Below are 19,768 nucleotides of genomic sequence, written 5' to 3'. Positions count from 1 at the left end.
TTGTCTGTCGAGATCTGGTCGGGTCAGTGGGCGACGGCGGCTGCGCCGTGCTCGTCGATGAGCTTGCCCGTGGTGAACCGGTCCAGGGAGAACGGTGCGTTGATCTCGTGCGGCTCGTCGTTGGCGATGGTGTGGGCGAAGGTCCAGCCGCAGGCGGGGGTGGACTTGAAGCCGCCGGTGCCCCAGCCGCAGTTGACGTAGAGGCCCTCGACCTCGGTCTTGGAGACGATGGGGGAGGCGTCGAACGTGACGTCGACGATGCCGCCCCAGGTGCGCAGCAGGTGAGCGCGGGCGAAGATCGGCATGAGCTCCACGGCCGCGGCCATCTGCTCGGCGACCACGTGGAAGGATCCGCGCTGGCCGTAGCCGTTGTACTGGTCGATGCCGGCGCCCATGACGAGCTCGCCCTTGTGCGCCTGGGAGACGTACATGTGGACGTGGTTGGACATCACGACCGTGGGGTGCACCTGCTCGAACAGCTCAGACACGAGCGCCTGCAGCGGGTGCGACTGGATCGGGAGGTCCACGCCGGCGGTCTTGGCGACCACGGAGGAGTGACCGGCTGCGGCGAGGCCCACGCGGGGTGCGAGGATGCGGCCGCGGGTGGTGTCCACGCCGATGGTCTTCTCGCCGTCCTTGAGGACCTTGGTGACCTCGCAGTTCTGGATGATGTCCACGCCGAGCTCCTGGCACTTGCGTGCGTAGGCCCAGGCGACCCAGTCGTGCTTGGCGATGCCGGCGCGCGGCTGGTAGGTGCCGCCCATGATGGGGTAGCGGACGTTGTCGGAGATGTTGAGGATCGGGCAGACCTCCTTGACCTCCTCGGGGGAGAGGAACTCGGAGTCCACGCCGTTGAGGCGGTTCGCCTCCACGCGGCGGACCGATTCGCGGACATCGCCGAGGGTGTGGGCGAGGTTGAGGACGCCGCGCTGGGAGAAGAACATCTCGTACTCGAGTTCTTCGGTCAGCCCCTCCCACAGCTTGAGCGCGTGCTCGTACATGGCTGCGGATTCATCCCACAGGTAGTTGGAGCGGATGATGGTGGTGTTGCGGGCCATGTTGCCGCCGGCGAGCCATCCCTTCTCGAGAATGGCGATGTTGGTCATGCCGTGGTTCTTCGCCAGGTAGTACGCGGTGGCGAGGCCGTGGCCGCCGCCGCCGACGACGATGGCGTCGTAGGACTTCTTCGGTTCCGGGTCTGCGGCCCAGAGGAAGTCTGGGTGCTCCGGGAGCGTTTCAGCCATGGGGTCCTTCCTTTCCTCAGCTAGGCGCCCTCGCTTAGCCGACTACTGATATATCAGCATTGTGGTTGATAGTATGGCCGCCATCACGCCCCGTCAAGCATTTTTCGCAACATTGTTCTGATCAGTGCAACAGTCCAGCTCAGTACCGCCATCCGATGGAGATTTCCGCATGAGTTCGCAGACCACGACCGACGACGCACCGCTGTCCGCCGGCAACGGGCTCGCGATCATCCAGGGGCAGCGCACCGCGGAGGCGGGCGAGGGGTCGATGTCCGAGCGCGCCTACGCTGACGTGCTGCGGCGGCTCATCATGCTGGACATCCGTCCCGGCGACCCGATCAACGAGAGCGCCCTGGCCACCGAGCTCGGCGTGGGCCGCACCCCGCTGCGCGAGGCGCTCAAGCGCCTGGAGCTCGACCAGCTGGTGGTGTCGTATCCGCGCCGCGGCACCTTCGCCACGCACGTGGACATCACCGAGCTGCAGTCGATCTTCGAGGTCCGACGGGTGCTGGAGCCGCTCGGTGCCCGCCTCGCGGCCGAGCGCCTCACGCCTGGTGACCGGGAGGTGTTCCGGCGCGTCGCGGACGACATCGGGCAGCTGGATCCGTCGGCGATGAGCCGACGGGAGCTGCTGGAGTACGACGTCGACGTCCACCGCCTGATCTACGCCGCCACGGAGAACACCCACCTCGCCGGGGAGCTCATCCGCCTGGACAACCTCGTGACCCGCATCTGGTGCGTGGTGCTGGATCGGATGCCGACGATCTCCGAGCACATCGTGGAGCACCGTGCACTGATGGAGGCGATCATCGACGGCGACGCGGACCGTGCCGCCGACATGGTCAGCGCCCACGTGGACGGCTTCGAAGCGGCGGTCCGCGCCGTGCTGTGATGCCAGCCGCACTGATCGCCTCCGCCGCCGGCGTGCTCGGCATCGCGCTGAACTGCTTGCTCGCCTGGCCGCAGGTGGCGCGTGCATTCCGCAGTGTGGAGGGCATCGCGCTCGGCACCATCATCGCGGGCTTCACCGGCCGGGTGCTCTGGTCCGTGCACGCCCTGCAGGGCAACGGGGTCGATGTGCCGCTGCTCGTCGGCCAGGTGCCGATCGCGATCGGGTTCGCCCTGATCGCCTTCCTCGTGGGTCGGGCCCGGCCCGAGCTGCGGGTGCGCCTGCTGCTGACTCTGCTCAGCATCCTCGCCGTGGTCGTCGGGACGAGCCTGCTGTCACCTGCAGCGGTGGCGGCCGCCGCCGTGGTGGTGACAGCGGTGATCAACCTGCCGCAGATGGTCCGCGTGATCCGTCGACCGGACAGCGCCGCCGGTGTGAGCGCCGCCATGTACTGGCTGACCGCCGCGGCGAGCGCCTCCTGGATCGTGTACGGCGCGCTCAGTGGCGACTGGACGATCCCCCTGCCGCACCTGCTGCTCCTGCCCACCGGTGTGATCACCGCGCTGGCGGTTCAGCGCAGTCGACCAGAGTCTGCCGCCCAGTGACACGGACCGATGAGGCCCCCTCGCGATTTCAGGCGTACCGCCGCGCCAACTGATCGAGCGAGGAGCAGATCGACTCCTCGTTCCCCTCGAACACACCCAGTCGCCGGCACCCGCGCAGCACGATCGAGGGGACATGCGAATAGTCGAAGGTCTCGGTGGCGATGCTGACCCCGTCGGCCCCCGGGACCGGTTCGAAGTCCCACCTCCAGCGGAAGCCGAGCGGGTGGCGGAACTCCACCGTGCGGCCCGGCACCGACTCGGTGACCCGCATCGGCAGGCGGTAGGTGAGGCCGAACTTCGTGGTGCGGACACGGAACACGTCGCCGTGCCGCAGCTCGTCCGGGCCGATCGCATCGGTACCAGTGGAGGAGGAGCCGTCGAGTTCATGGTGGCGGTGCGGGTTCGCGGCGATCGCCCACAGCTCGTCGGCAGGTCCGTCCACGCGGACGCTGTACGACATGGTGAACGGCTTCGACGGGACACGGGCAGCAGAGTGCTCAGCAGTCATGGCACCGACGCTACGGCCATCACCTGAACACCCGCCCCGCTCGGTCAGGCCGCGCTGCGGATCTCCACGCGACGGTTCTTCGCCCGCCCCTCCGGGTTGTCCTCACCGTTCTTCTCGTTCGGTTCGATCGGCTTCGACTCGCCGAATCCCTTCACCGTCAGAGTCAGGTCCGCTCGAGCCGCCGTGATCGCATCCGCCACGGCCTGAGCGCGCTTCTGCGAGAGCACATCGTTGCCCATGCTGGAGGGGACCGAGTCCGTGTGCCCTTCAACCCGCACCTCAGTGCCGTCCGGCAGCTTCGACACCAGCGCCACGATCTTTGCGGCGGCGGACTTCGAGAGGTCGTGCCGACCGAAGTCGAACAGGATGTCCGAGTTCAGGGTGATGACGCGGTCGGCGCCGTCCGTGGACTCCTGCTCCAGGGGTTCGATCAGCGGCTTCAGCGGGATGATCTCGGGGTTCAGGGGCTCGATGGTGCTCATCGGATCGGCACCTGCTTCACCAGCGGCTCCCCGGTCCACAGCACCACGTCCATGGCGGTGACGTCCGCGGGCGGAGCGCCGAACACCCACTGGCCGCGCTTCGGCTTCTCCGGGTTGAGGACCAGCTCGGTGGATTCTGTGGAGACCTCATCGATCGCCAGATGCTTGTTGAGGTTCTTCTGGTCGATGAGGAACGGGCGGAACTTGGTGGCGCCGTTGAACTCGTGCAGGCTGTCGATCCGCCCGGAGTCACCATCGGTGCTGGCGTGCAGTGTGTATTCGTAGGTGGCCTCGAGGGTGTCGCCGCTGCGGGTCAGTGCCAGCAGCGACACAGTCATTGTGGCGTCCGGATCCCCGGGCCGGGTGATGGGGACCTCCGCGGTGGCGATGGGGTCGGCGCCGGTGCTGCTGGGCGTGCCGGCGGTGGTGCCTGCGCCGCCTCCGTCAGAGGCGCTGCTGTCACGCGCGCCTCCGCCGTCGGACGCGCTGTCGGCCTCCGGTGCCTTCGAGGCCGCCGGTGCGGCCGCGGAGCCTGCCGGGTCGCTCGAATCCGAGGCCTTCGAGTTGGCGCCGCAGGCGGTCAGGCCGAAGCCGCTCGCGGCGAGGAGGCCGAGGGCGCCGCGCCTGGTTGCTGTGGTGGGGTGCATCGTGCTGGTCCTTTCCCGAAACCATGGGCGGCTCGGTGCCGCCGCTGATTCCGAGACTAGGGCCTCCCTGGGTACCCTGTCGCGCCCCGGAGACGGGTCCCCGTCCCCATCCGGGCACTCCACCCCATCAGGCGAAGCGCCGCACCAGCTCCGCGGTCCCGTCCGGATCCAGCACGGCCGACGGGTGCGGCCCCGCCGCGCGCCACCGCTGCGCCTCGGCAGACACATCCATGCCCGCGGCGGGGGAGAGGCCCGGACCGGCCGCCAGCATCAGGTTCCCCGGCCGGTTCCCCGCGAGCATCGACGCATCGGTCAGCGTCCACACCCCGCCCATGCCCGCGGTCTCCGCGGCGCCCTCCATCAGAGCGGCGTGGCGGGAGAACAGCTGCAGACCGGGGGAGTCTCCGATGTTGACGATCGCGACGCCCCGGTCAGTCAACAGCTTCAGCAGGGCGGTGTAGAACTGCGGGGCGCCCAGATCCGTCGGCCCCGTATCGGTGAAGATGTCCACCACCACGCAGTCGAACGAGGACGCCTCCAGCTGGTGCACGATCGCCAGCGCATCGTCCGCCACCGCGGTGAGGCGGGTGCCGGCCGGCAGCGGCAGGTGCTGCAGCACCCAGCCCACCAGCTCCGCCTCCAGCTCCACCACGGTCTGCTCCGAGCCGGGCCGCAGCGCCTGCACGTACCGCACCAGGGTCAGCGCCCCGGCGCCGAGGTGCAGCACCCGCAGCGGCCCCGCCGGCAGCGAATCGACGACGTTCGCAACGCGGCGCAGGTACTCGTGGCGGATCGCCGACGGGTCCGCGAGGTCCACGTGGGACTGCTCCGCGCCGTCGAGGATCAGTACGTGGCCCTCGCCCACCTCAGCGGGCTCGATGACGGCGTCCTGGCCGCTGCCGGCAAGGCGGATTCGCGCGGTCACGGCAGCGGTCAGTTCCGCGGCCGCTTCGCCGGCGGTTCGCCCAGCTCAGCGCCCTCCACCCGGATCGACTGGTCCTCCGCACCCTCATCGATCGCCTCGATCGTGAGGTCCTCGATGGAGCCCAGGCGGCACACGTCGTCCGCGTCGCGGCGCAGCAGCTCCACCTGTGCGGCGGGCACATGCAGAGCGGCCCGCAGCAGCGGGGTGCGCTGCGAGACCTTCGCATCGCTCTTCACCTTGCGGACCACGATGATCGCGGCGCTGACCACATCGAGCAGCTCGCCGGTCTCCGTGCCCGCAGCCTCCCGCAGGGGAGCGGCCTGCGGCCACGCCTGGGCGTGCACGGAGCCCGTGCGCCACCAGGACCACACCTCGTCGGTCGCGAACGGCAGGTACGGCGCGAACAGGCGCAGCTGCACATCCAGCGCGATCGTGAGGGCGGCGCGGGCACTGAGCGCGGCCTCCTCACCGGCGTGGCCGTGGGCGCGGGACTTCACCAGTTCGATGAAGTCGTCGCAGAACGTCCAGAAGAACGGCTCGATCACTTCGAGGGCACGGGCGTAGTCGTGCTTCGCGAGCGCGGTGGACGCCTGCTCCACCACGTCGGCGAGCGCCGCCAGCATGGAGCGGTCCAGCGCCTCGGTGACGGCGGCCGGGTCAGCCGCGAGAACACCCGCGGGGTCCGACGGGGCCTCGCCGAAACCGAGCGCGAACTTCGAGGCGTTGAGGACTTTGATCGCCAGGCGGCGACCGATCTTCATCTGCCCCTCCTCGAACGCGGTGTCCGCGCCCTGGCGGGCACGTGCCGCCCAGTAGCGGACGCCGTCGGAGCCGTACTGCTCCAGCAGGTCGATCGGGGTGACCACGTTGCCCTTGGACTTCGACATCTTCTTGCGGTCCGGATCCAGGATCCAGCCGTTGATCGTGGCGCCCTTCCACGGCAGGGAATCCGTGAGCAGGTGGGAGCGCACCACGGTGGAGAACAGCCAGGTGCGGATGATGTCGTGGCCCTGCGGCCGCAGATCGAACGGGTACACCTTGTTCAGGATGTCCTGCTCGCCCAGCCAGTCCGTCACCAGCAGCGGGGTCAGCGAACTGGTCGCCCAGGTGTCGAGGATGTCGGGGTCGGCGGTGAAGCCGCCCGGCTGGTCGCGCTGCTCCTCGGTGAAGCCCTCGGGGACGTGCAGGGTCGGATCGATCGGCAGCTGCTCCGCCGACGGCGTCAGCAGCGTGTCGTAGTCCGGGGAGCCGTCGGCCGCGACCCCGTACCAGACGGGGATCGGCACGCCGAAGTAGCGCTGGCGGGACACCAGCCAGTCACCGGTCAGGTTCTCCACCCAGTTGCGGTAGCGGGACTCCATGAACGGCGGGAACCACTCCAGCTCCTCGCCGCGCGTGATCAGCTCGGCGCGCAGGTTGGTGTCGCGGCCGCCGTTGGAGATGTACCACTGGCGGCTCGTCACGTATTCGAGGGGCTTATCGCCCTTCTCGTAGAACTTCACCGGGTGGGTGATCCTCTTCGGCTCGCCCACCAGATCACCGGAGGCGGTGAGCTTCTCCACGATGCGCTTCTGCGCGGTGAAGACGGTGGCGCCGGCGACCTCGGCGTAGTGGGCCGCGCCCTCCTCGGAGGTGATCCACTCCGCCTCGGGAATGAAGCGGCCGTCGCGGCCGATCACGGCGCGGGTCGGCAGGTCCAGTTCGCGCCACCAGATCACGTCCGTGGCGTCACCGAACGTACAGATCATCGCGATGCCGGCGCCCTTGTCCATCTGCGCCAGCTCGTGCGCCTTCACCGGCACCTCCACATCGAACAGCGGGGAGGTGACGGTGGTGCCGAACAGGTCCTGGTAGCGCTCGTCGTCCGGGTGGGCCACCAGTGCCACACAGGCGGGCAGCAGCTCCGGGCGGGTGGTCTCGATGAAGACCTTCTCGCCGTCCGGCTTCGTGAAGCCGACGCGGTGGTACGCGCCCGGGCGGTCCTGGTCCTCCTGCTCGGCCTGCGCCACCGCTGTGCGGAATGTGGTGTCCCACGGGGTGGGGGCCTCCGCCTGGTAGGCGTGGCCGGAGGCGACATGGTCGAGGAACGCCTTCTGGCTCGTGGCCTGGGCCTTCGCGTTGATGGTCTGGTAGGTGAGGCGGCCCCAGTCGACGGACAGGCCGAGGGTGCGGAACACGTGCTCGAACGCCTTCTCGTCCTCACCGGTGAGCTCCAGGCACAGTTCGATGAAGTTGCGGCGGGAGATCGGCTGCTGGTTCTGCGGCTTCGCGGTCTGTGCGTTGCCGCCGCGGTGCGGGGGCTCGAAGCCCTCCTCGTACGGCAGTGACGGGTCGCAGCGCACACCGTAGTAGTTCTGGACGCGGCGCTCGGTGGGCAGGCCGTTGTCGTCCCAGCCCATCGGGAAGAACACGTTCTTGCCGGTCATCCGCTGGTAGCGGGCGATGATGTCCGACTGCGAGTACGCGAAAACGTGGCCGATGTGCAGGGAGCCCGACGCGGTCGGGGGAGGGGTGTCGATCGAGAAGACCTCGGACCGGGTGGTGTCCGGGTCGAATGCGAAGACCTGGGAGTCAGTCCAGTTCTGGTCCCATTTCTCTTCCAGGCCCTCCAGGCTGGGCTTGGCGGGGATGGCGGGTGCGCTCGCGGCCGAGTCGTGGCCTGCGCGGGAATCGATCTCACTCATGCGGCCCATTGTCTCAGATGCCCCGCCGCAGCCCGACGCTGCGGCGCGTGGCACTGCTCGCACCCCCCGGGCGCGGGCGCGACGGCCCGAGCCGCGCTCAGTCCTCCACGTGGCCGGCGAACCCCATCCGCTCACTGATCACCGAGGCGACGTCCGCGCAGGCGGGCCCCAGCTGTGCGATGAGGGCGTCATCGGTGCGGTAGCGCGGAGCTGCGATCATCAGCGCCGCCGTCACGATGCCCCGATGGTCGAACACGGGCGCGGCGATGCCCACCTCGTCCGGGTGGGTGAGGCCGGCGTTCGCCGCGAACCCGTCGGCGCGCGCCTGCCGCAGCGCCGCGAGGTAGTCCTCGGCCGACGGGGCCGTAGTGAACTCGAAGCGGCCCTCCGCCAGCAGCTCACGCACCCGCTCTTCCTCGACGTGGGCGAGGAACACCTGGATGCTGGCGGAATGGCCCGTGCTGTACCGCGTGCCCATGGGGGAGGTGTGCTTGATGTGGCGGGGGCTCGCCACCTGCTCCACAGAGATGCCCTCCAGGCCGTCGAACACCACCAGGGAGACCGTCTCCTGCGTGGAGTCGCGCAGGTCCTCCATCAGCGGGTAGGCGACCCTCCGCACCGACAGCTGGCTGAGCAGCGGCCCGGCGATGCCGAGCAGACCCCAGCTGAGTTCGTACTTGCGGGACTGCTCGTCCTGTACCACCAGGCGCTCCTGCTGCAGGGTCTGCAGGATGCGGGACACGGACGACTTGTGCAGTCCCACCTGGGCGGCGATGTCGGTGACGCCGCGCACCGGTTCGTTCACGGTGAAGCAGCGCAGCACCTCGATCATGGTGCCGATGGTCGACGGGTTCTTTGCGGATTCGGAGTCGGTCATAGTCGTCTCAGCCAATCGCAATCGGGAAGGAATCTTGAGGAATCCGGCGTAAATGGGGCGAAGCGCACCGGGCCTCCGTCCGTGACCGCGGACTGGCCGGGTGCGCACATGCCGCCGGGGCCGGCCGTTCGCAGTGAACGACCGGCCCCGGCGGCGGAGGAGGATCAGGCCTCGATGATGTTCTTCTCCGGGCCGTACGGGAACTTGGTGATGTTCTCCACCGAGTCCTCGCCGACCACGAGGATGTCGTGCTCGCGGTAGCCGCCGGCGCCCGGCTGGCCGTCCTCGATGGTGATCATCGGCTCCATGGAGACGACCATGCCCGGCTCGATCACGGTCTCGATGTCCTCGCGCAGCTCCAGGCCCGCTTCGCGGCCGTAGTAGTGGGAGAGGACGCCGAAGGAGTGGCCGTAGCCGAAGGTGCGCTTGGGCAGGATGCCGTAGCCGGCGTAGATCTCGTTGAGCTCGAGCGCGATGTCCTTGCAGACCGCGCCGGGCTTGATGAGCTCCAGGCCGCGCTCATGCACCTCGACGTTGATGTTCCACAGGCGCAGCGACTCCTCGTCCGGCTCGCCGAGGAACAGGGTGCGCTCCAGTGCCGTGTAGTACCCGGAGGTCATGGGGAAGCAGTTGAGGGAGAGGATGTCGCCCTTCTGCAGCTTCCGGGTGGTGGCCCAGTTGTGGGCGCCGTCGGTGTTGATGCCGGACTGGAACCACACCCAGGTGTCGCGCACCTCGCGGTGCGGGAAGGTCTTCGCGATCTCGTGGGTCATCGCCTCGGTGCCGGCGAGGGCCACCTCGTACTCCATGACGCCTTCACGGATCGCCTGGCGGATCGCCTCACCGCCGAGGTCGCCGATGCGGGCGCCGTGCTTGATGACCTCGATCTCCTCGGCGGACTTGATCATGCGCTGGCGCATGGCGTCCTGCGAGACGTCCTCGAGGGTCGCATCCGGGAAGGCATCCTGAAGGCGCTCGCGGATGAGGGCGGGGACGGTGTCGTCCTCGATGCCGATCTTCTTGGCCTTGACGCCGTCGCGCTTCAGGGCCTCCTGCAGGCCGTAGTAGAAGTTGTCGCGGCGCCAGTCGGTGTAGACGATGTTGTCGCCGAAGCTGGTGCGCCACGGCATGCCCGCATCGATGTTCGCGGTGACGGTGGTGGTGTTCTTCTGGGTCACCACGAGCGCGTAGGAGCGGCCGAAGTAGGTGAACAGGAAGTCCGAGTAGTACTTGATGCCCTGGTACGAGGTGAGGATGACCGCGTCCATGTCCTTGGCGGCCATGATCTCTCGCAGGCCCTTCAGGCGGCGCTCGAACTCGGCATCGGAGAAGGTGAGCTGCTGCTTCTCACCGTTGTGCAGGGTCTTCAGGCGGTCGAGGTCGTTGACCGAGGTGACGGTGGTATTCATGACACTCCTTTGTGGTCGAAAGAACGGTGGAAAAGTTGAAGGGAACGGACCTGCCTGCCCTGTTGCGGCACCTGCAACGCCGTTCCCCTCAAGGATACTCATGGTGTGACGAACGTCAAGTCCTGCGCTCCGTCACGCGGATGCCAGCCGGAGCTCGGCTGCGATGTCCTCTGCCATCAGGCCCGCCGCCTGCGCGAACAGCAGCTCACCCTTCTCGGCCGAGGATCCGTCGGGCGCCGACAGGCACCCCGTCTCCGGGGTGCGGGAGGCGATGACCGGCAGACGGTCGAAGCGCGGCAGCTCCGCCGGAGGATGCGACACCGCCCGCTCCATCCGCACGTGCTCGGGACGCAGATGCAGCATCAGCGATGTCTCCAGCACCCCGCCGTGCTCGATGTCCCAGCCGGGGAAGCCGTCCGGGTAGACGGCGCGCAGAGTGTCCTCGGTGACGAAGTCCCAATAGCTCAGCAGCATCGCCGACTGCCCGCCCTCCTCGCTGATCCCGAGGTCCCGCAGCGCCAGGTCGATGCCCTCGTACAGGAACTGGTAGTTCTCGTAGTGCCCGTTGACGAACACCACGTGGCTCACCCCCTGCTGGAGGAAGCCGCGGGCGATGTCGCGGGTCTGGGCGATCAGCGTGGAGGCGTCGAGGCTGATGGTGCCCGGCAGGTGGTCGCCGCCGCCGGACTTCTGCTGCGACTTGTAGCCGTGCGTGAACGGCTGCGCCACCGCCGCCGCCCCGGGGGCGACGCGGTTGATCCGCTCCGCTGTCCCGCGGGCCATCGCCGTGGACAGGATCGCGTCCGTCCCCAGCGGCATGTGGGGGCCGTGCTGCTCGAACGCGCCGACGGGGATCAGCACCACCGAGGTCCCCTCCGTCCACTCGCGGTAGGCGACGGCATCGAACAGTGCCAGGTCGATGGGCTGCTCGGTCATTTCTGTCCTCCCTTTGGCTTGGGGCTGCGGGTGTCGAAGTCGTAGTCGATGTCGGCGACCGCCGGGTCCCGGCGGAACTCCTCGGGGATCTCGATCTCACCGGTTCGCGAGAACGGGTCCTTGCCCTCCTCCATCGCCAGGGTGATGTTGTGCGGGTGCGGAGTTCCCTCGATCGGCATGCCGTGCTCGTCCACGAATGCATCCTCAGGGCGATGGTTCGGGTCGTTGACCGCGCGCTCCAGCTGCTTGATCTTCTTGTTGCGGGCGCGCAGGCGGCGGAACAGGTTGAAGTACATGATCAGCAGCACGAACGAGAACGGGAATGCGCCGAGGATCGTGCCGGTCTGCACGGTGTCCACCACGGCGCTGCCGCCGATGGACAGCAGCACCACCGCCACGGTTGCGATCGAGAACACCAGGATCACGCGGAACCACGGGCCGGACTTCTTCGGGGCCGACACGAACTCGGCGAGCGCGTAGGTGCCCGAGTCCAGGGAGGTCACGTAGTAGGTGGCCACCAGGATGGTCGCGACGACCAGCAGGACGGTGCCCACCACGGGGATCATGTCCAGCATTGCGAACAGGCCCGCGGAGGTGTCCTCCGCGATGGCGCCGGAGATCGCCTCATTCGATCGCTGGTCGTAGAACAGGCCGGCGGCGCCGATGATGCCCACCCAGACCATGACGATGAGGGAGGGGACGATGGTGACGCCGAGGACGAAGCTGCGGATGGTGCGGCCGCGGGAGATGCGGGCGATGAAGCCGGCCACGAACGGGCTGAAGGCGATCACCCAGCACCAGATGAACACGGTCCACCAGCCGTTCCAGGAGTCCTGCCAGGTCTCCAGCGGGCCGGTGGCGCCGTCGGCGCCGGTGTAGAAGCTCATCGAGATGAAGTTCTGGATGAACGAGCCGAAGGTCTCGAACAGGGTGGACAGGATGTAGACGGTCGGTCCGAATACGAACACCCCGACGATCAGGGCCACCGACAGGTAGGAGTTCAGCTCGGAGATCCGCTTCATGCCCTTGTTGACGCCCATGAAGGCGGATACCGCGGTGAGCGCGCCGAGGCCGAGGATGACTGTGAACCACAGCACCGGCGAGCTGGTCAGGCCGGTGAAGGAGGCGATGCCGGAGGAGAACTGCATGGCGGCGAAGCCGAAGGAGGTGGCCAGGCCCAGCGTGGTGGCGATGATCGCGAGCATCTCCACGACCACGCCGGCGGGGCGCTGCGCGGCGCGGGGCAGGAAGTCCACGGTCGCCTCGCGGAAGGTGAGGGTCTTGCCGAGGTTGTGGTGCGAGTACGCCAGGCACACGGCGACGGCGCCGTACATGATCCAGGCGGTCAGACCCCAGTGGAAGTACGTCCACACGATGCCGACATCACCGGTGTTGGCGCCGCCGGCGATGACGCGGTGCTCGCTCTCCGGCTTGAGCATGATCGGCTCGGCGATCGACCAGAAGATCAGGCCGATGCCCTGGCCGCAGGCGAACAGCATGGAGTACCAGGCGAAGTTCGAGTGCTCGGGCTTCGCCTTCGGCCCACCGAGGCGCACCTTGCCGACCTTCGAGAAGCACAGCCAGGTGCACAGCGCCACGGCGATCAGCGAGTACATCACGAAGTACCAGGTCCAGCCGGAGGTGACCTTGGTGCGCAGATAGGAGATGAAGTCCGAGGCCGCATCTGGTGCCACGGTCACGGTGATGACCAGTGCGACGATCAGGATCGGCGGCAGCACCTTGATGATGAGGGAGTCGATCGGCGGGATCGACCGTCCGCGGAAGCGGGGGAGATCGACTCCCACCTGCTCCGTCGGTGGCTGGGAGCCGGGTGATGCTGGGGGGATGGATGATGAGGGCATGCGTTCTCCTCCTTGCGAGGCGCGGCGCAGATGGTCAAAAAGTTGCGTCAGCAACAACTAGGTTGCAAAAGACTATATCGTGACCGGGGTCACGATGGAATCACGGACTCCTCAGGTCAGCGGGCGACGACTCGTCTCGGGGGACAGCGCCACCGCGATGAACGACACCACAGCGGCGCCGATCAGGTAGTAGGACGGCGCGATCTGCGAACCGGACGTCGCGATCAGCCAGGTGCAGATCGCCGGCGCGGTGCCGCCGAAGATCGCATTGCCCAGGTTGAAGCTGACGGCGAAGCCGGAGTAGCGCACCCGGGTGGGGAACAGTTCGGACAGGAAGCTCGGCAGGGTGCCGTCGTTGAGCGTGAGGGCGAAGCCCAGGACCACCTGCACCAGCAGGATCACGACGAAGCTGCCGGTGTTCAGCAGCATGAATGCCGGAATCGTCAGCACCACGGCCAGGACCGCCGCGGCCATCAGCACCCGTCGGCGCCCGAAGCGGTCCGACAGCGAGCCGGTGACGAAGATGAAGCCGATGTAGGTGATGAGCGCGACCGTGGTGGCGATGTAGCTCAGGGTCGAATCCAGCTTCACGACCTCGGACAAGTAGGTCGGCATGTAGCTGAGGATCACGTAGAAGCCCACTGCGTTCAGCAGCACCGCGCCGAAGGCTCGCAGCAGCGCAGGCCAGTGGTCGCGGAACATCTGCATCATCGGGGCCTTGATGACCTCGTCCTCCGCGGAGATCTCCTGGAAGGCCGGGGTGTCCTCCAGCTTGTTGCGGATGTAGCGGCCGATCAGGCCCATCGGTGCGGCGAGCAGGAACGGGACGCGCCATCCCCAGTCGTGCATCTGCGCATCGGTGAGGACGGCGGTGGACACCGCTGCGAACAGCGAGCCCATCAGCAGGCCGGTGGCGGTGGAGGCGGGGACCACTGCGGCGTAGCGGCCCCGCTTGTCCGCCGGGGCGTACTCCACGAGGAATGCGGAGGCGCCCGCGTACTCGCCGGAGGCGGAGAATCCCTGCACCAGGCGGCACGCCAGCAGCAGCAGGGGAGCGGCCACGCCGATCGTGGCGTACCCGGGGATGAGGGCGATGCAGAAGGTGGCGGCGCTCATGATGAGGATCGACCAGCTCAGAGCTGTGCGCCGACCGATCCGGTCGCCGAGGTGTCCCCAGAAGAAGCCGCCGAGCGGGCGGATGAGGAAGGAGATCGCGAACAGGCCGAAGGTCAGCAGCAGCTTGTTCTTCGAATCCGGGAAGAAGACTTCGGAGATGACCACCGCGAAGTAGCCGTAGACGGCGTAGTCGAACCATTCGACGAAGTTGCCGATGAAGCTGGCGGTGAGGACCCGCGTGCGGGTCTGGCGGAGGGTCTCGGCCTTGCGGGGCTGGCCCGACAGGGTGGTGGAGGTGGGTGCTGAACTCATCGTGATCCTTTGAGTCGGGGGCGTTGCAGGCGTCATCGCCGCGCCGAAGGCAACCGGGTTGCGGGAATTGCAACTCCTTGGCTGGCTATTGAACCACCGACTGTGATCTGCGTCTACTGCTTCGCCCGGCGAGTGCCCGGGCATCGCCGTACGATGACAGCATCACCCGCCCCGATCCCCGGAGGAATCCGCATGCACCAGAACGAGAATCAGCGCACCGCCGTCGTCACCGGCGCGAGCTCCGGCATCGGCCGCGCCGTCGCCCGCCGCCTGCAGGCCGACGGGTTCCACGTCCTCGCCGTCGCCCGCCGCGGCGACCGGCTCGAGGCGCTTGCTGCCGAGACCGGCGTCTCGACACTCGTCGTGGACGTCTCCGATGGGGCATCCGTCGACCGCCTCGCCGAACGCGCAGCCGAGCTCTTCCCCCAGGGCGTCAGCGCCCTCATCAACGTGGCCGGAGGCGCCCTCGGAGTGGACTGGGTGGAGCGCGCGGACTTCGAGAAGTGGACCGGCATGTACGCCTCGAACGTCCTCGGCGCCGGGCGCGTCACCAAAGCGCTGCTGCCGCAGATCCGCACCGCCGGCGGCGGCGACATCGTCTTCCTGACCTCCACCGCCGCACAGGTCGCCTACGAGGGCGGTTCCGGATACAACGCCGCGAAGGCGGCCGAGCACATGCTCGCAGCGGCCCTGCGGCTCGAACTCGCCGGCGAGCCGATCCGCGTCATCGAAGTCGCGCCCGGTCTCGTGCACACGGACGAGTTCTCCCTGACCCGCCTTGGCGGCGACCAGGCCGCGGCCGATGCCGTCTACGAGGGCGTCGAGAAGCCGCTGACCGCGCAGGACGTCGCCGATGTCATCGCCTACAGCATCGAACTGCCCGCCCACGTCAACCTCGACCTCATCACGATGCGGCCGGTGGCGCAGGCGGCGGCCCACAAACTGATGCGCCGACCCCTCGAGGTCAAGCGGACACCGTGAGCCCCTGCTCCTCTGCGAGCCGAACGATCTGCTCGCCGAGCGCGACGTCCCTGTCGCTGAGGGATCCGACGTCATGCGAGGACAGCGCCAGGCGCACCCGGTTGAACCGGATGTCGATATCGGGGTGGTGGTCAGCGGCCTCCGCGAGCTCCGCAACGCCGGTAACGAAGCGGATCGCATCCGCGAAGGACCGGCCCTTCGCCTGCAGGTGTGCGGTGGAGTCCTCAATGCGCCACTGCGGCATGCGCTCGGCCGCCGCGGCGTCGGTGATGGAATCGTGGTTCTTCGTCATGGCCCCACGCTAGGCCAGGTGCGCTGGGCGCAGGATCAGACGTCGATCTCGATCTCGCCGATTCCGCGGGACACGCAGGTGGTCATGTGGGTCTCGTGCTCGTCGTCCATCAGGAACTCGTCCTGGTGGTCGACCTCGCCGGACACCAGCGGCACCACGCAGGTGCCGCACACGCCGCCCTCGCAGGAGTAGTCCATGTCGATGCCGGCGTCCAGCAGGGCCTGCAGCAGGGACTGGCCCTCTTCGACCTCGACGGTCTTCTGCGACTTCAGGCACTTCGCGGTGAACGGCTCTCCGAACAGGGACATGTCATCTCCTCGATCCAGCTGATGGGAACAGCGCACACAGGTTCTCACACGGGCGCTGTGGACCCGAAGGGTCTGCCTGCTCCATCACATCGGTCAGATCACGAACCGGTCCCGCGCCCACCGCGTCAACTCGTAGCGGTTGGATACCTGCAGCTTCTTCAGCACTTTCGACATGTGCGTCTCCACGGTGCGGTCGGAGATGAACAGTTCGCTCGCGGTCTCCCGGTACGTGTACCCGCGGGCGATCAGCTTCATCACTTCGGTCTCGCGCGGTGACAGGAGGTCCAGCTCCGTCGGCCTCGGCGGCGCCTGCCCCCGGAACGCATCGAGCACGAACCCGGCCAGGCGCGGGGAGAACACCGCATCGCCCTCCGCGATCCGGTGCACCGCATCCGCGAGGTCCTCGCCGGTGATGGACTTCGTGACGTAGCCGCGGGCGCCGGCGCGTATCACGGCGATGACGTCATCGGCGGCGTCGGACACGCTGAGGCCCAGGCACCGCACCTCCTCGCCGACGGAGCGCGCCACTTCCGCACCCCCGCCGCCGTGGCCGCCCGGCAGATGCACGTCGAGAAGCACCACGTCGGGCTTCTCCCGCCCGATCACGGTGATCGCCTCGTCGACGGTCGCGGCCGTGCCGACCACTTCGATCGACGGGTCGGCCCGCTGCAGTTCGTCGATGACGCCGAGCTGGAAGATGCGGTGGTCGTCCACCACCACGATCCTCACCGTGTCCTTCGTGCTCATGGCTGTCCTTCCTCGGGGCGCTCCAGTCGCAGCGCCACCTCCATGCCGCCGCCGGCGGCGCGGCGCACCCGGGCGGTGCCGCCGGCGCGCCTCATCCGGCCGATGATCGACTCTCGCACACCCAGGCGGTCCTCCGGCACCGCGTCGAGGTCGAAGCCCTCACCGCGGTCGCGCACGAACGCTTCGATGACGTCGGGGGAGATGTCCACGAACACCCGCACACCGGTGCCGCCGTGCCGAACCGCGTTGCTGGTCGCCTCCCGCAGCGCCTTCACCAGCGGCCGCGCCCGGGGGCACAGGGGGGCGTCGCCGACGATGACCGTCACGATCTCCACGGCGTGCTCTGCCTGCAGATCCGCGCACATCTCCTCGACCGCAGTGCGCAGGCTGCTGCCGTCCGCCTCCGCCTGGGCGTCCTGCTGCCCGTACAGCCATCGCCGCAGCTCCGCTTCCTGCAGCCGCGCGAGCTGCTTCATCGACTCGCCGTCGCGGCCGGACTGCTGGATCACGGTGAGGGTCTGCAGCACCGAATCGTGCAGGTGCGCGGTGATCTCCTGGCGCTGCTGCGCGAGCGCCCGCTCCTGCGACTCCTCCTGCAGGCCCCGCCACAGTCGCCGCAGCCACGGCACCAGCACTGCCGCCACCAGCAGCATCACGATGACCGCGACGGCCAGCGCCACCAGCAGAGCGCGGGGGCCGAACAGGGCGGCGGCCATGCCGAGCGACCCGGCGAGCAGCAGCACCACGGACAGCCCCAGCGCCACGATCGCGACCGAGGGCACCTGCGCGATCCGACCGCCCCACCGGGCGCGGTCCACCGCGTTCAGCGGCAGCACCCCGAGGGCGATGCCGGCGGCGCTGATGCCGCAGAACGCGGCGATCTGGGGCCAGCTCGGCAGCGCCCACACCACCGTGGTGCCGATGCCGGTCACCGTCAGCATCACGGCCGCGCCGACGAGAGCAGCGATGAGCATCCACTGCAGGAGCTGCGAGGCGGGGGAGCGCAGCGCCATCGACGCATCCGACAGCGCCGGCCGGCCTCGCATCGGCGCCTGCGAGAGCCCCATCAGCAGCTCCCGCTCCGCCGATTCGTCCAGCGGCAGTGCCCACCAGGCCACCATGTAGGCGAACACGATGCCGCTGGCCAGGCCCGCGAACGTCAGCGCGACCATCGGCGGCTGGTTGAGGCCGAGCGTGACCGGCACAGCGGCGAAGATCATCACGAAGGACAGAAGGGTCAGGCCCCGGATCGGGGCGACCGGCACACCGCAGCCGCGGGCGAGGGCGCCGCACACGCCGACCAGTTGAGCGTCGGTGAGGGTCCGCGCCCATCGATCGGCCGACGGCTGGGTGATCTCGGGCATGCCACTATGGTGCCATGGCAGAACCCCACGACGACGGGTCCCGCAGCGTCTTCGACACCGTCATCGCGCCGCCCCGCTCCCTCACACCGCGCGACCGCGCCCTGCGCTACGGCGTGGTGCGCCGGCCCGGAGGCGGCTTCGTCGGCGGTGTGTGCCTCGCTCTCGCCGACGGGTTCGGCCTCCCCGCCCGCCTCGTGCGCGCCTGCGCGGTCCTCCTCGGCATCCTCGGCATCGGCCCCCTCATCTACCTGATCCTGCTGATCCTGCTGCCGCGCCAGCTGCCCGGCTCCCGCTTCGACACGCCCCTGCAGGCGCTGCGCCGGCGCCGCCCGCAGCCGGGCGACCTCGTCATCGCTGCCGCGATCCCCCCGGCGGTGATCCTCGCCGGGCTCGCCGTCTGGGCCTACATCCGCTGGTTCGTGCTCGCCCTCGCATTCCTGCTGCCGCTGCTGCTGGTGCTGCTGGCGATCGTCGTGGTGGGCGGCTGGCAGTCCTCCCGCGCCCGCTCCGCCTACATCGTCGGGCAGCTCGGTGCCCGAGCCGGCATCCTCACCGAGCACGAACTCGCCGACCTCGTGGGCCGTCTGCGCCGCGACGCACCGCTGGCGTGGGGCGCCGACGCCGATCCCCGCGCCACCGGCCGCGTCGACGCCACCACCGACCCGGGTGGAAGGCCGACGGATCCCCGCACCTCCACGGTCCTGTTCGCGATCGCCGCGCTCACCGGCATCGCTGCGTTCAGCATCCTGTCCCTCTTCCCGCACCTCGCGCCGACCCTCAACCCTGACGGGCCGCTGGCCTTCATCGGCCGGATCGGCGCCGGCGCCTCGGCGACCCTCGCACTCACCGGCGCGGCGCTGATCGTGCTCGGCCTGCGCGGCCGCACCGATACGCGACTCGTGGTCCTCGGCACGGTGTGCGCCGTCGCGCTCGCGGGCTCGGTGATGTGGGTGCGGCTCACCGATTCCCGCCACCAGGACCCGGTGGTGGTGAGCGTCGCCGAGTACGAGCCCGGCACGGTCGTGCCCTGTTCACCGGGCGGTCCGCGCGACTGGTCCACGCCCGTGGTGCTGGACATGTCCGCGCTGCCGCCGCCGCCCGACCCGGCGGAAGCGGAGGCGCAGTGGCGGGCGAAGAACCCGTCGGCCCCCGCCGCCGAGTCCCCGCAGCTGGCGATGCGGGTGGTGTGCGACCGGCCCGTCGGGGACGTCACCGTGATCATGCCGAAGCACTCCTGGGATGTGGGCTCGGACATCACCACCGGCATGGGCAGGCAGCGCGGCACGGAGCATCGCGGCACGGATGCGTGGAACCCGTCGGCTGTGCAGGTCCGCGTGATCGGGCGCCTCGGCGTCGGCGACGTCACCTGGAAGGAGGCACGATGATCTCCCGCATGACCTCGAGCGCCTGGGGCGTGAGCGCCGGGCTGTTCTTCGTTCTGCTGACCGGCCTGTTCGCGGCGGTGCTCGTGCTCGGCGATGCGCTGCCGCTGTGGCTGATCGCCGCGGGCATCCTCAGCGCCGGGGTGCTGGCGATGCTGCCGTCGGCCTTCCTCCGGCCCGCCCGCCCCGCGCCCACCG

General features: G+C 68.9%; 20 protein-coding genes. 5 read left to right on the top strand and 15 right to left on the bottom strand.

Annotated elements, in window-relative coordinates; translation table 11 throughout:
* Nucleotides 1–23: 23 nt before the first annotated feature.
* Complete coding sequence (locus tag MHY20_RS07095) at nucleotides 24–1,244, bottom strand: sarcosine oxidase subunit beta family protein (protein WP_183376628.1); 1,221 nt, start codon at nucleotides 1,242–1,244, stop codon at nucleotides 24–26.
* Nucleotides 1,245–1,413: 169 nt separating this feature from the next.
* Here MHY20_RS07095 and MHY20_RS07090 point away from each other — a divergent pair, with 169 nt between their 5' ends.
* Complete coding sequence (locus MHY20_RS07090; RefSeq protein WP_183376630.1) at nucleotides 1,414–2,136, top strand: GntR family transcriptional regulator; 723 nt, start codon at nucleotides 1,414–1,416, stop codon at nucleotides 2,134–2,136.
* Nucleotides 2,136–2,738, top strand: coding sequence for a hypothetical protein (locus MHY20_RS07085; RefSeq protein ID WP_239375872.1), 603 nt, complete (start codon nucleotides 2,136–2,138; stop codon nucleotides 2,736–2,738). The genes MHY20_RS07090 and MHY20_RS07085 overlap by 1 nt, the downstream gene beginning before the upstream one ends.
* A gap of 28 nt (nucleotides 2,739–2,766) precedes the next feature.
* Here the strand turns inward: MHY20_RS07085 and MHY20_RS07080 are convergent, their stop codons facing one another.
* The 10 genes from MHY20_RS07080 to MHY20_RS07035 all read right to left on the bottom strand — a co-directional run bounded on the left by MHY20_RS07080 (nucleotide 2,767) and on the right by MHY20_RS07035 (nucleotide 14,496).
* Nucleotides 2,767–3,246, bottom strand: coding sequence for an SRPBCC family protein (locus MHY20_RS07080; protein ID WP_239375870.1), 480 nt, complete (start codon nucleotides 3,244–3,246; stop codon nucleotides 2,767–2,769).
* A 44-nt stretch (nucleotides 3,247–3,290) separates the two neighbouring features.
* A complete protein-coding gene (locus tag MHY20_RS07075; protein ID WP_183376636.1) occupies nucleotides 3,291–3,728 on the bottom strand; it encodes an OmpA family protein in 438 nt (145 codons plus the stop codon).
* A complete protein-coding gene (locus tag MHY20_RS07070; RefSeq protein WP_239375868.1) occupies nucleotides 3,725–4,375 on the bottom strand; it encodes a hypothetical protein in 651 nt (216 codons plus the stop codon). Before MHY20_RS07070 ends, MHY20_RS07075 begins: the two co-directional genes overlap by 4 nt.
* A 127-nt stretch (nucleotides 4,376–4,502) precedes the next feature.
* Nucleotides 4,503–5,300 (bottom strand): fused MFS/spermidine synthase, encoded by a 798-nt coding sequence (locus MHY20_RS07065; protein WP_239375866.1) that lies wholly within the window; start codon nucleotides 5,298–5,300, stop codon nucleotides 4,503–4,505.
* A gap of 8 nt (nucleotides 5,301–5,308) precedes the next feature.
* The gene (valS, locus tag MHY20_RS07060) at nucleotides 5,309–7,984 is read right to left on the bottom strand and encodes a valine--tRNA ligase (protein ID WP_239375864.1); all 2,676 of its coding nucleotides are present in this window, start codon (nucleotides 7,982–7,984) and stop codon (nucleotides 5,309–5,311) included.
* Between the two features lie 97 nt (nucleotides 7,985–8,081).
* Nucleotides 8,082–8,861 (bottom strand): IclR family transcriptional regulator, encoded by a 780-nt coding sequence (locus MHY20_RS07055; protein WP_183376642.1) that lies wholly within the window; start codon nucleotides 8,859–8,861, stop codon nucleotides 8,082–8,084.
* A 164-nt stretch (nucleotides 8,862–9,025) separates the two neighbouring features.
* Nucleotides 9,026–10,270, bottom strand: a complete 1,245-nt coding sequence (locus MHY20_RS07050) for an aminopeptidase P family protein (RefSeq protein ID WP_183376644.1) — start codon at nucleotides 10,268–10,270, stop codon at nucleotides 9,026–9,028.
* Nucleotides 10,271–10,402: 132 nt separating this feature from the next.
* Nucleotides 10,403–11,206, bottom strand: a complete 804-nt coding sequence (locus MHY20_RS07045; RefSeq protein ID WP_183376646.1) for a creatininase — start codon at nucleotides 11,204–11,206, stop codon at nucleotides 10,403–10,405.
* On the bottom strand, nucleotides 11,203–13,068 hold the full coding sequence (locus tag MHY20_RS07040) for a BCCT family transporter (protein WP_183376648.1): 1,866 nt from the start codon (nucleotides 13,066–13,068) through the stop codon (nucleotides 11,203–11,205). The genes MHY20_RS07045 and MHY20_RS07040 overlap by 4 nt, the downstream gene beginning before the upstream one ends.
* A gap of 111 nt (nucleotides 13,069–13,179) precedes the next feature.
* Nucleotides 13,180–14,496, bottom strand: a complete 1,317-nt coding sequence (locus tag MHY20_RS07035) for an MFS transporter (protein WP_183376650.1) — start codon at nucleotides 14,494–14,496, stop codon at nucleotides 13,180–13,182.
* Between the two features lie 192 nt (nucleotides 14,497–14,688).
* Here MHY20_RS07035 and MHY20_RS07030 point away from each other — a divergent pair, with 192 nt between their 5' ends.
* Nucleotides 14,689–15,477, top strand: coding sequence for an SDR family oxidoreductase (locus MHY20_RS07030; RefSeq protein ID WP_183376652.1), 789 nt, complete (start codon nucleotides 14,689–14,691; stop codon nucleotides 15,475–15,477).
* On the opposite strand, the gene MHY20_RS07025 is transcribed toward MHY20_RS07030, so the two are convergent.
* The 4 genes from MHY20_RS07025 to MHY20_RS07010 form a co-directional block, all read right to left on the bottom strand.
* A complete protein-coding gene (locus MHY20_RS07025) occupies nucleotides 15,461–15,769 on the bottom strand; it encodes a 4a-hydroxytetrahydrobiopterin dehydratase (protein ID WP_183376654.1) in 309 nt (102 codons plus the stop codon). The genes MHY20_RS07030 and MHY20_RS07025 overlap by 17 nt on opposite strands.
* A 35-nt stretch (nucleotides 15,770–15,804) precedes the next feature.
* Entirely contained in the window at nucleotides 15,805–16,077 is a 273-nt protein-coding gene (locus tag MHY20_RS07020; protein WP_183376656.1) for a 2Fe-2S iron-sulfur cluster binding domain-containing protein, read from the bottom strand.
* A 93-nt stretch (nucleotides 16,078–16,170) separates the two neighbouring features.
* Nucleotides 16,171–16,824: a response regulator transcription factor gene (locus tag MHY20_RS07015; protein ID WP_183376658.1), complete on the bottom strand. Its 654-nt coding sequence runs from the start codon at nucleotides 16,822–16,824 to the stop codon at nucleotides 16,171–16,173.
* Nucleotides 16,821–18,188, bottom strand: a complete 1,368-nt coding sequence (locus MHY20_RS07010; protein ID WP_183376660.1) for a PspC domain-containing protein — start codon at nucleotides 18,186–18,188, stop codon at nucleotides 16,821–16,823. Before MHY20_RS07010 ends, MHY20_RS07015 begins: the two co-directional genes overlap by 4 nt.
* Before the next feature lie 14 nt (nucleotides 18,189–18,202).
* Between MHY20_RS07010 and MHY20_RS07005 the strand changes: the two genes are divergently transcribed.
* Together MHY20_RS07005 and MHY20_RS07000 are read left to right on the top strand one after the other, a co-directional pair.
* Nucleotides 18,203–19,573, top strand: a complete 1,371-nt coding sequence (locus MHY20_RS07005) for a PspC domain-containing protein (protein ID WP_239375862.1) — start codon at nucleotides 18,203–18,205, stop codon at nucleotides 19,571–19,573.
* Nucleotides 19,570–19,768 (top strand): hypothetical protein (locus tag MHY20_RS07000; protein ID WP_239375860.1); only part of this gene is annotated, 199 nt, incomplete at its 3' end. The genes MHY20_RS07005 and MHY20_RS07000, both read left to right, overlap by 4 nt.

The sequence above is a fragment of the Helcobacillus sp. ACRRO genome (assembly GCF_022347125.1).
Lineage (GTDB): Bacteria > Actinomycetota > Actinomycetes > Actinomycetales > Dermabacteraceae > Helcobacillus > Helcobacillus massiliensis.
This window is presented reverse-complemented; position numbering and strand designations above follow the sequence as displayed.